The following is a 10,432-nucleotide window of genomic DNA, read 5'->3' on the forward strand; positions in this document are numbered from 1 at the left end:
GTCGGCCGCAGCGCGCAGCCGGCGCAGGCGCGCGCGCAGCATCGGCGCCCAGGCCCCGCCGCGCTCGTGCTGCAGCAGGTACTTGGCCACCGTCCAGCCCTGGTTCTCCTCGCCGATGAGGCCGCTGGCGGGCACGCGCACGTCGTCGAAGAACACCTGGTTGAGCTCGTGGTCGCCCGAGATGCTGATGATCGGGCGGATCGTCAGGCCGGCCTGGGGGATGTCGAAGCACAGGAAGCTGATGCCCTGCTGCGCCTTGCCGCCCGAGGCCGTGCGCACGAGGCAGAACATGCGGTTGGCGTACTGCGCGTGGGTGGTCCAGATCTTGGTGCCGTTGATGACGTAGTCGTCGCCGTCGCGCACCGCCTTGCATTGCAGCGAGGCCAGGTCGGAGCCCGACTGCGGCTCGGAATAGCCCTGGCACCAGTAGTCCTCGCCCGAGCGGATGCCGGGCAGCCAGGCCTGTTTCTGCGCCTCGGTGCCGAAGGCGATGATCACCGGCGCGACCATGCCGGGCCCCATGGGCGCGCGCGGCGGCGCGTCGGCCGCGGCCAGCTCGCTCGCGAAGAGGTAGTGCTGCATCGGCGTCCAGCCGGTGCCGCCGTGTTCCACCGGCCAGTGCGGCACGCTCCAGCCGCGTTGGGCCAGCACGCGGTGCCAGCGGTTGCCGTCGGCGTAGTCGGTGAAGATGCCGGAGCAGCGACGCCCTGCGGCGCGCAGCTCAGGCGTCAGCTCGCGCGCAAGAAAGTCGCGAACCTCGTCGCGAAACGCGGTCTCCGCCGCGCTGAGGGTCCAGGCCATGGTGTTGTCTCACAGGGTTCACACCCGGCAAGTGTGCGGCGCGCGGGCCGGCGCGGCATCGTCGGATCGGACGAACGTGGGCGCCCCACCGCGGCGGTGAGCGCTTTTTTCTTCAGTTGAGGCCCATGCCGGGCCGAACGTTCAGGCCGCGACCGCTTCGCGCGCCGGCACCGCTTGCGTCCCGACGGGCATGTGCTGCGCCCAGTCGATGATCTCGAGCGTGCCGTCGGCATGCTCGGCCAGCGCGGTGAGGCTTTCCACCCAGTCGCCGTCGTTGCAGTACAGGATGCCGTCGATGTCGCGCATCTCGGCGTGGTGGATGTGGCCGCAGACCACGCCCTGCGCGCCGCGGTTGCGGGCCTCGCGGGCCACGGCGTTCTCGAAGTCGCCCACGTAGCTCACGGCGCGCTTGACCTTGCCCTTGAGGTACTTCGAGAGCGACCAGTACGGCAGCCCCATGCGCGCGCGCAGCGAGTTGAGGTGGCGATTCAGCTTGAGCGTGAACTCGTAGAGCGAGTCGCCCACGTAAGCCAGCCACTTGGCGCACTGGATCACGCCGTCGAACAGGTCGCCATGGATGATCCACAGCTTGCGGCCGTCGGCCGTCTCATGAATCCACTCGTCGGCCACGTCGATGCCGCCGAAGTTGTGGTTGAGGTACTTGCGGGCGAACTCGTCGTGGTTGCCCGGTATGAAGATCACGCGCGTGCCCTTGCGCGCCTTGCGCAGCAGCTTCTGGATCACGTCGTTGTGCGCCTGCGGCCAGTACCAGTGGCGCTTGAGCTGCCAGCCGTCGATGATGTCGCCGACCAGGAACAGCGTCTCGCACTCGGTGTGCTTGAGAAAGTCGAGCAGCGCCCGGGCCTGGCAGCCGGGCGTGCCCAGGTGCAGGTCGGAGATCCAGAGGGTGCGATAGCGCAGCGCCGGACGCGCCGCATCGTCGTCCTCCGGCTCGGGAGGCTGGATCGCGGTGTCGCGCCAGGCGCGAAGGAAAGCGTCGTCGCGTTGCATGGTCCGGCAGGTTCGCAGCCGCGCGTGACCGCACGATGGCGACTCCGTGACATCCCGGTGACGCGTGGCACCGGGGCAACGCCACAATCGGACGATGCGCTCTGGCCAGATCATCGTTCTCGTGTCCCCCGTGTTCTTTCTGCTGATCGCGATCGAGTTCGCGGTCGGCCGCGCGCGCGCCCGGCGCGGCACCGGGCAGGACACCTACCGCCTGGCCGACGCCGTGAACAGCATCGGGCTGGGCATGCTGAGCCAGATCAGCGCGGTGCTCACGGGTCTTCTGCGCATCGGCATCTACACGGCCGTGTATTCGGCGGTGGCGCTCTTTCCGCAAGAGGCGGCGCGCGAGTTCTGGACCACCTGGTACGGCTGGCTGCTGGCGCTGGTGTTCTACGACTTCTGCTACTACTGGCTGCACCGCATGGGCCACGAGTCGGCCGTGCTGTGGGCCGCGCACGTGGTGCACCACCAGAGCCAGCACTACAACCTGTCGACCGCGCTGCGCCAGACCTCGAGCGGCGCGCTGCTGGGCTGGGTCTTCTACCTGCCGATGGCCGTGGCCGGCGTGCCGCCGCTGGTGTTCGTCGTGGTGGCGCTCATCGACCTGCTCTACCAGTTCTGGGTGCATACCGAACAGGTCGGCAAGCTCGGCTGGTTCGACCGCTGGTTCTGCTCGCCCTCGAACCACCGCGTGCACCACGCGGTGAACGACACGTATCTGGACCGCAATTACGGCGGCGTGCTGATCGTGTGGGACCGCCTCTTCGGCACCTTCCGCGAAGAAGACGAGCGCTGCGTGTACGGCACGCGCGGCGAGCTGAAAAGCTGGGACCCGCTGTGGGCCAACGCCGAGGTCTACTGGGCGCTCGCCAGGGATTCATGGCATGCGCGCCGCTGGTCCGACAAGCTGCGCGTGTGGTTCAAGCCGCCCGGCTGGCGCCCCGACGACGTGGCGGCGCGCTACCCGAAGCCCGCCTTCGACATCGCGAAAGTCACGCGCTACGAGCCCGTGGTGAGCCAGGGCGTGCAGTGGTTCGCGGGCCTGCAGTTCCTCGCGCTGCTGGCCGGCGTGACGGTGTTCCTCTGGTTCTCCGACGCCGTGCCGCTGCCGCAGGCCGCCGTCTGGCTGGCCGCGCTGACGGCCGGGCTGTGGGCCGTGGGCGCGGTGCTGCAGGGGCGGCTGTCGGTCACCGAGGTGCTGCTGGTCGAGGCCGCCGCGCTGGCCACGGCGAGCGCGGCCTTGGGCATCGGCTGGCTGCACCTCCTCTTCAAGCCATTGGCGCTGGCGATCGCCATTGCCTTCGCGGCCCGTCGCGCGCAACGCCAGCCCGGCGGCATGACGCGCTTCGATGCACTGCTGCTGACCGGTCTGGTCTTCTCGCTCGCGGGCGACGTGCTGCTGATGGGGCCGGCGAACCTGTTCGTGCCTGGGCTGGTGTGCTTCCTGCTCGCGCACCTGGCGTACATCGCGCTGTTCCGCATCGGCGTCGGGCTGTTCCCGCGGCCCCGCGCGCTGGCGGCCACCTTGCTGATCGGCGCGGGCATGTACGCGTTCCTGTGGCAGGGCGGCCTGCCGGTGGCGCTGCGCATTCCGGTCGGCTTCTACGTGGTGGTGATCGCCTGCATGGCGGCGCAGGCCATCGGGCGTGCGGCGGTGCTGCGTTCAAGCGACCCGGCCGCGCTGTGGGTGGCTGTGGGCGCCTGCTTCTTCATGCTGAGCGACGCGCTGCTGGCGATCAACCGCTTCGTGTCGCCGCTGCCGCTGGCGTCGCTGTGGGTGCTGGCGACGTACTACACGGCGCAGATGCTGATCGTGCGGCATGCGAAATCTCCTCGAAGTGGGTAGATTTCGCTCGCCCTATCAGAAGCGACCATCTGTTGCATTGCGGCGCAAGGGAAGCCGATGTGCGTTTTTTCCGGCGTTCGGATCGCAGTCCAGAATCGACTCCACGGCGGCGACTGGCCCCGTCGTCGAGGTCTCGCGCAAGTCGAGTGGCCGCTCGAGCTGACGCTTGCGGCAAGCGTCCTCAGCCTCTTTCTCTCGGCGCCGCTTCTCCACCAGTTCCGCCACTTTTTCGTGGTCGATATCGACGACCCAGCGACCTTCCTTCGTGCGACGCCAGCTGGCAAAGGTGTTGAACCACGGCGTCCAGGCATCGTTGAAGGGAGATGCATCGTCGTAGAGCAGTGGATCCAACTTGGTGAACGGCATCGTTTCACCGTCTTTGTCGACGACGGTGAGAGCGCCTTTTTTCTCCCCTGATGAGAACAGATAGGAGAACCAAGCTGCCGTGCTGTTGTCAGGCGACACCGAAACGATTTCGTCCAGATCGAAATCCACCCCGGGAATCGATTGAAGCGGCAGCAACTGAATCTGGAGCGAGCGCTCATCGAGAATTCGCCCCGTGTATGGCGGCGCTCTTCCATTCGTCAGCTCGTGCGTTCTGGCGTCGTGAACAAACCAACGGCCCGCATCGAGTCGGGTGGTGGCAATTCCGTTGGCGATCCATGCGTTCGGTATCGCCCTTGCCGTGGTCGGGAGCGGAGTGACCGCAACCGAACCATCCGATGCTTCCTTGAGGAAATAGAAGTTGGAAGCACTGCTCACAAGCCATGTTGGATGGGGGCCCGCCAAACGTGCTTCGATCGCGATGAACCGACCTGTCTCATCAGGCGCCTTCACCTCCTTCGGGAAAAGGCGGCCATGGCGGACGATGAGGTACGAGGGATCGGCCGGACGCAAGTAGCCGGTGAAATCCACGTACTGGAACTGGAAATTGCCGATGCGCTCTTCAGGCGAATCCTTGCGGACGCTGCAGCCCGAAAGGCTGAAAAGAAACATGGCGCCGAGAACGACCCAGGTGCTGTTTCGTGACTTGCGCGCTTTTCCGATGCCTGTCCTGGCGCAAGAAGCATCAAGGAAGCTCATGCAGCGCCGCCGATTTGCGTTCGCTCACGGCAAACGGGTCCACGTGAATTTCTGAAGCAGGCCGGAGCCATCGTTCTCATGGATAGACAGGAGATGGCTGCAACAGCGGAACCCTTCCTCTACTCAGCGCAGCGCTGGATCTCCACCGTCGAGTGCCGGATCTCCTCGTGCATCGAGAAGCACGCCCGCACCTGATCCGCCGTGAGCGTGGCCGAATGCGTCACCACCGTGAGCGCGCAGGCGTACGCATCGCGGCCGACGCGCCAGACGTGCAGGTCGGCCACGCGGGTTTCGGAATCGGCCAGCATCGTCTCGACGCCTTCGCGGATTTCGGCGGTGACGGGGTGGTCCATCTCGCGGTCGAGCAGGACCTTGCCGGTTTCCTTCAGCAGGCCCTTGGCCCAGACGGCGACGAGCACGGCGCCGACGATGCCCATGGCCGGGTCGAGCCAGGACCAGCCGTAGAACCAGCCGCCCAGCAACGCCGCGATGGCGAGCACCGAGGTGGCGGCGTCGGCCACCACGTGCAGGTAGGCGGAGCGCAGGTTGAGGTCGTGGCCATGCGCGTGATCGTGACCGTGGTGGTCATGGCCGTGCCCGTGGTCATGGCCGTGATGGTCGTGCGAATGCCCCAAGAGCCGCGCGCAGACCAGGTTCACCACCAGGCCCAGCACCGCGATCGAGATGGCTTCGGGGTAGTGGATGGCCACGGGCGACCACAGCCGCTCCAGCGAACCGACCACCATGAGCGCGGCGACGCCGAGCAGCAGCAGCGCGCTCGCGAAGCCGCCGAGCACCTCGATCTTCCAGGTGCCGAAGGCAAAGCGCGGGTCGCGGGCGTAGCGCCGCGCGGCGGCGTAGGCAAAGGCGCTCAGGCCGATGGCCAGCGCGTGCGAGCTCATGTGCCAGCCGTCGGCCAAAAGCGCCATGGAGTTGAACCACCAGCCGGCGCCGATCTCGACCACCATCATGGCGGCGGTGATCCACATCACGAGGCGGGTGCTGCGTTCGGCGGCGGCATTGCCCGCGCCGAAGTGGTGGTCGTGCTGCCAGGCGCTCAGGTCGTGGGTGTGCATGGTTTTCTCTTCAGGCGCCGAACAGGTCCGGGCCGTCGGCGCGGCCCGAGGGCGGCACCACGCCCAGGTGGCGGTAGGCCGCGAGCGTGGCGATGCGCCCGCGCGGCGTGCGTTGCAGGTAGCCCTGCTGGATGAGGTAGGGCTCGATCACGTCCTCGATGGTGTCGCGCTCTTCGCCGATGCTGGCGGCGACGTTGTCCAGGCCGACCGGGCCGCCGTCGAAGCGGTGGATGACGGCCTCGAGCAGCTTGCGGTCCATGAGGTCGAAGCCCTGCGGGTCGACGTCGAGCATGGCCAGCGCCTTGTGCGCGATGTCCTCGGTGATGCGGCCGTTGCCCTTGACCTCGGCGTAGTCGCGCACGCGGCGCAGCAGGCGGTTGGCGATGCGGGGCGTGCCGCGCGAGCGGCGCGCGATCTCGAAGCCGCCGGCGGCGTCGGTCTCGACCTTGAGCAGGCCGGCGCTGCGGCGCACGATGAGCGCCAGCTCTTCGGGCGTGTAGAACTCCAGCCGCGCGACGATGCCGAAGCGGTCGCGCAGCGGGTTGGTCAGCATGCCGGCGCGGGTGGTGGCGCCCACCAGCGTGAAGGGCTGCAGGTCGAGCTTGATGCTGCGCGCCGCGGGGCCCTCGCCGATCATGATGTCGATCTGGTAGTCCTCCAGCGCGGGGTACAAAATTTCCTCGACGACCGGGCTCAGGCGGTGGATCTCGTCGATGAAGAGCACGTCGTTGGGCTCGAGGTTGGTCAGCAGCGCCGCCAGGTCCTTGGGCTTTTCGAGCACGGGGCCCGAGGTCTGGCGCAGGTTGACGCCCAGTTCGGCCGCGATGATGTGCGACAGCGTGGTCTTGCCCAGACCCGGCGGGCCGAACAGCAGCACGTGGTCGAGCGCCTCTTTGCGCTTGCGCGCGGCGCCGATGAAGATCTCGAGCTGCTCGCGCACCTTGGCCTGGCCGACGTACTCGTCGAGCAGCTTGGGCCGCAGCGCCCGCTCGATCGCCTCCTCGTTGGGCGAGGCCGGGGCGGCGGACACCACGCGTTGCGGGGCGGGGGCGAAATCGTCGGTCTGGATGGTCATTGGGGGTGGGTCTTCGGGGGCAAGTTTAGTCCCTGGTCACACTGGCAGAATGCCTGCAGAACAGAACAAGAGAGGGAAGTCAGAACGTGTCCATCTACGAACTGAAACCGCGTTTCCAGGCCTTGCTGCGACCGCTCGTGGTCCGGCTGCATGCGATGGGCGTGACGGCCAACCAGGTGACGCTGGCGGCCTGCGTGGTGTCGGTCGGGCTCGGGCTCTGGCTGTTCTTCGCCGCGCCCTCGCTGGCGGCCTTCGGCCTGATCCCCGCCTGGATGTTCCTGCGCATGGCCTTCAACGCCATCGACGGCATGCTGGCACGCGAGCACCACCAGCAAAGCCGGCTGGGCGCCTTCCTCAACGAACTCACCGACGTGGTCTCCGACGCCGCGCTCTACCTGCCTTTCGCGCTGGTGGCGCCGTTCGCGCCGTTCTGGGTCGGCACGGTCATCGTGCTGGCCGGGCTGAGCGAATTCGCCGGCGCGCTGGGCCCGACGGTGGGCGCCTCGCGCCGCTACGACGGGCCGATGGGCAAGAGCGACCGGGCCTTCGTGTTCGGCGCGCTCGGGTTGTATGTCGCCCTCGGCGGGCCGCTGCCGGGCTGGACCGCCCTGCTGATGCCGCTCGTGGCCGCGCTGGTGGCCTGGACGGTCGTCAACCGCATCCGCCGCGCCTTGGCCGAGGCTGAAGCGCCGGCCGTCTGAAACACCCCCATACAAATAAATAAAGAAGAACCTTCTTCATGACCCTTTCCACACCCCGCGTCGCCGCCGAACATCACTTCCGCACGCACGACGGCGAATCGCTGTTCTACCGCCACTGGCCGGCCACGGGCGCCGCGCGGCGCGGCGCCGTGCTGCTGTTCCACCGCGGCCACGAGCACGGCGCGCGCATGGCGCACCTGGTGGACGAGCTGAACCTGCCCGACTTCGACTTCTTCGCCTGGGACGCGCGCGGCCACGGCCTGTCGCCGGGCCAGCGCGGCTACAGCCCCAGCTTCGGCACCTCGGTGCGCGACGTGCAGACCTTCGTGCAGCACATCGCCGCCGCCCACGGCGTGCCCGAGCACGACATCCACGTGGTGGCGCAGAGCGTGGGCGCGGTGCTGATCGCCACCTGGGCGCACGACTACGCACCCAAGGTGCGCGGCCTCACGCTGGCCTCGCCGGCCTTCAAGGTCAAGCTCTACGTGCCGTTCGCGCGGCCAGGGCTGGCGCTCATGCACAAGCTGCGCGGGCTGTTCTTCGTGAACAGCTACGTGAAGCCGAAGTTCCTCACGCACGACCCCGCGCGCATCGAGAGCTACAAGAACGACCCGCTGATCTCGCGCCCGATCGCCGTCAACATCCTGCTGGGCCTGTACGAGGCGGCCGACCGCGTGGTGGCCGACGCCAACGCGATCACGCTGCCGGTGCAGCTGCTCATCTCGGGCGCCGACTGGGTGGTGCACCACAAGCCGCAGCACCAGTTCTTCGATCGGCTGGGCAGCGCCGTGAAGACGAAGACGGTGCTGCCGGGCTTCTTCCACGACACGCTGGGCGAGAAGGACCGGGCGCCCGCGGTGGCGTCGATCCGTGAATTCATCCTGCAACGCTTCGACGAACCGGCCGTGCCGGTCGACCTGCGCGAGGCGCACCTGCGCGGCAACACGGCCGACGAATCGCGCGCGCTGGCCGAACCGCTCTCGCCCCTGTCGCCGCGCGGCGCCTACTGGGCGATCACGCGCGGCGGGCTGCGCGTGGGCGGCGCGCTGTCCAGCGGCATCGCGCTGGGCCACGCCACGGGCTTCGACTCGGGCAGCACGCTCGACTACGTCTACCGCAACCAGCCGCAGGGCAAGGGCGCGCTGGGCCGCTCGGTCGACCGCACCTACCTCGACTCCATCGGCTGGCGCGGCATCCGCCAGCGCAAGATCCACGTCGAGGAGCTGCTGCGCATCGCGATGGAGCGGCTGGTCGAGATGCACCGCGAAGTGCGGCTCATGGACATCGCGGCCGGCCACGGCCGCTACGTGCTCGACGCGGTGCTGGCCAGCCCGGTGAAGGCCAGCTCGATCCTGCTGCGCGACTACAGCGACATCAACGTGCGCGACGGCACGGCCCTCATCGCCGAAAAGGGCCTGGAAGACGTCGCCCAGTTCGTGCAGGCCGACGCCTTCGACCGCATCAGCCTGGCGAGCGTGACGCCGCGGCCCACGCTGGCCGTGGTGTCGGGCCTGTACGAGCTGTTCCCCGACAACGAGATGGTGCGCCGCTCGCTCGCGGGCGTGGGCGACGCGGTGGAAGACCGGGGCTACCTGGTCTACACCGGCCAGCCCTGGCACCCGCAGCTCGAAATGATCGCCCGCGCGCTCACCAGCCACCGCCAGGGCGAAGCCTGGGTGATGCGCCGGCGCACGCAGGCCGAGATGGACCAGCTGGTCGAGGAGGCGGGCTTCCGCAAGATCGACCAGCGGGTGGACGAGTGGGGCATCTTCACGGTGTCGCTGGCGGTGCGCGTCGCGCAATGACCGCCCGGCGCGCGCCCCGGCCGTGGAAACGCGCCGCCGCGTGGCTGGTGTTTCTGGGGCCGCTGTTCTACGCGACCTACGGCTTCGCCAACTGGTGGGCCACCACGCGCGCCAGCGTGCCCTCGATGGCCTTCGACTGGGAGCGCCAGGTGCCCTTCTGGGCCTGGACGATCTTTCCGTACTGGACCATCAACGTCTTCTACGCGCTGTCGCTGTTCCTGGCGCGCGACCGCCACACGCTCGACCGGCATGCGCTGCGGCTCGTGAGCGCCACGCTCATCGCCTGCACCTGCTTCATCCTCTGGCCGCTGCACTTCAGCTTCGGCCAGCCGCCGGTGGAGGGCGCGCCGGCCTTCCTGTTCAATGCGCTGCGCGGCTTCGACCAGCCCTACAACCAGGCGCCGTCGCTGCACATCGCGCTGGCCGTGATCCTGTGGGACTGGTACCGGCGCTTCATCCGGCCGCTGTGGGCGCGGCTCGTGCTGCATGTGTGGGCCTTCGCGATCTGCGCCTCGGTGCTCACGACCTGGCAGCACCACTTCATCGACATCCCGACCGGCGCGCTGCTGGGCATCTTCTGCGTGTGGCTGTGGCCGATGGCGCGCCGCGTGTCGATGCTGCGCGCGTGGCGCCTGGCGCGCGATGCGCAGCGGCTGAAGCTCGCGGGCTTCTATGCCGTGGGCGCAGCGCTGTGCCTGTTCGCGGCGCTGGCGACCGGCGGCGTGGCGCTGTGGCTGGCCTGGCCGGCGGCGGCGCTCGCGCTGGTGGCGCTCAACTACCTCGGCTTCGGCGCGCGCGGCTTCCAGATGGACGGCCACGGCCGCATGGGCTGGGCGGCGCGCTGGCTGTTCGCGCCCTACCGCCTGGCCGCGGCCTTCAATGTGTGGCTCTGGACGCGCAAGCTGCCGGCCTCGGTCGAGGTGGTGCCCGGCCTGCGCCTGGGCCGACGCCCCACGCAGGCCGAATGGCTCGCCGCCGGCCAACCCCGGCTCGTGAGCCTGTGCGCCGAGCTGCAGCTGCCGGCCGGCGTGCCG

9 protein-coding genes are annotated in these 10,432 nt (G+C 68.7%); 4 read left to right on the forward strand and 5 right to left on the reverse strand.

The window, feature by feature from the left end; genetic code table 11:
• Together VBO01S_RS29155 and VBO01S_RS29160 are read right to left on the reverse strand one after the other, a co-directional pair.
• The coding region (locus VBO01S_RS29155) for an acyl-CoA dehydrogenase family protein (protein WP_062482076.1) at positions 1-801 on the reverse strand (801 nt) is incomplete at its 3' end.
• A gap of 141 nt (positions 802-942) precedes the next feature.
• Positions 943-1,812, reverse strand: coding sequence for a UDP-2,3-diacylglucosamine diphosphatase (locus VBO01S_RS29160; RefSeq protein ID WP_062482079.1), 870 nt, complete (start codon positions 1,810-1,812; stop codon positions 943-945).
• 94 nt (positions 1,813-1,906) lie between these two features.
• On the opposite strand from VBO01S_RS29160, the gene VBO01S_RS29165 reads away from it, so the two are divergent.
• Positions 1,907-3,658 carry a lysoplasmalogenase family protein gene (locus VBO01S_RS29165; RefSeq protein WP_062482082.1) on the forward strand — a complete coding sequence of 584 codons (1,752 nt, stop codon included), beginning with the start codon at positions 1,907-1,909 and terminating at the stop codon, positions 3,656-3,658.
• Positions 3,659-3,673: 15 nt separating this feature from the next.
• Here VBO01S_RS29165 and VBO01S_RS29170 read toward each other — a convergent pair whose 3' ends face one another.
• From VBO01S_RS29170 to ruvB, 3 genes are all read right to left on the reverse strand, one after another.
• Positions 3,674-4,741, reverse strand: coding sequence for a hypothetical protein (locus VBO01S_RS29170; RefSeq protein ID WP_157627490.1), 1,068 nt, complete (start codon positions 4,739-4,741; stop codon positions 3,674-3,676).
• A gap of 119 nt (positions 4,742-4,860) precedes the next feature.
• Positions 4,861-5,817, reverse strand: coding sequence for a CDF family Co(II)/Ni(II) efflux transporter DmeF (dmeF, locus tag VBO01S_RS29175; protein WP_062482089.1), 957 nt, complete (start codon positions 5,815-5,817; stop codon positions 4,861-4,863).
• A 10-nt stretch (positions 5,818-5,827) separates the two neighbouring features.
• Entirely contained in the window at positions 5,828-6,892 is a 1,065-nt protein-coding gene (gene ruvB, locus VBO01S_RS29180; RefSeq protein ID WP_062482092.1) for a Holliday junction branch migration DNA helicase RuvB, read from the reverse strand.
• Between the two features lie 86 nt (positions 6,893-6,978).
• On the opposite strand from ruvB, the gene VBO01S_RS29185 reads away from it, so the two are divergent.
• The 3 genes from VBO01S_RS29185 to VBO01S_RS29195 form a co-directional block, all read left to right on the forward strand.
• Positions 6,979-7,593 carry a CDP-alcohol phosphatidyltransferase family protein gene (locus VBO01S_RS29185; RefSeq protein ID WP_062482095.1) on the forward strand — a complete coding sequence of 205 codons (615 nt, stop codon included), beginning with the start codon at positions 6,979-6,981 and terminating at the stop codon, positions 7,591-7,593.
• Between the two features lie 38 nt (positions 7,594-7,631).
• A complete protein-coding gene (locus tag VBO01S_RS29190) occupies positions 7,632-9,398 on the forward strand; it encodes a bifunctional alpha/beta hydrolase/class I SAM-dependent methyltransferase (RefSeq protein ID WP_062482098.1) in 1,767 nt (588 codons plus the stop codon).
• On the forward strand, positions 9,395-10,432 hold a 1,038-nt coding region (locus VBO01S_RS29195), incomplete at its 3' end, for a phosphatase PAP2/dual specificity phosphatase family protein (RefSeq protein WP_062482101.1). The genes VBO01S_RS29190 and VBO01S_RS29195, both read left to right, overlap by 4 nt.

It is taken from the genome of Variovorax boronicumulans NBRC 103145 (assembly GCF_001591345.1).
GTDB classification, from domain to species: Bacteria; Pseudomonadota; Gammaproteobacteria; order Burkholderiales; family Burkholderiaceae_C; genus Variovorax; species Variovorax boronicumulans.

Bases quoted from the DNA above. Each gene is read 5' to 3' on its own strand.
- VBO01S_RS29160 (WP_062482079.1), bottom strand. From the start codon at position 1,812: ATGCAACGCGACGACGCTTTCCTTCGCGCCTGGCGCGACACCGCGATC.
- VBO01S_RS29165 (WP_062482082.1), top strand. From the start codon at position 1,907: ATGCGCTCTGGCCAGATCATCGTTCTCGTGTCCCCCGTGTTCTTTCTG.
- VBO01S_RS29170 (WP_157627490.1), bottom strand. From the start codon at position 4,741: ATGAGCTTCCTTGATGCTTCTTGCGCCAGGACAGGCATCGGAAAAGCG.
- dmeF (WP_062482089.1), bottom strand. From the start codon at position 5,817: ATGCACACCCACGACCTGAGCGCCTGGCAGCACGACCACCACTTCGGC.
- ruvB (WP_062482092.1), bottom strand. From the start codon at position 6,892: ATGACCATCCAGACCGACGATTTCGCCCCCGCCCCGCAACGCGTGGTG.
- VBO01S_RS29190 (WP_062482098.1), top strand. From the start codon at position 7,632: ATGACCCTTTCCACACCCCGCGTCGCCGCCGAACATCACTTCCGCACG.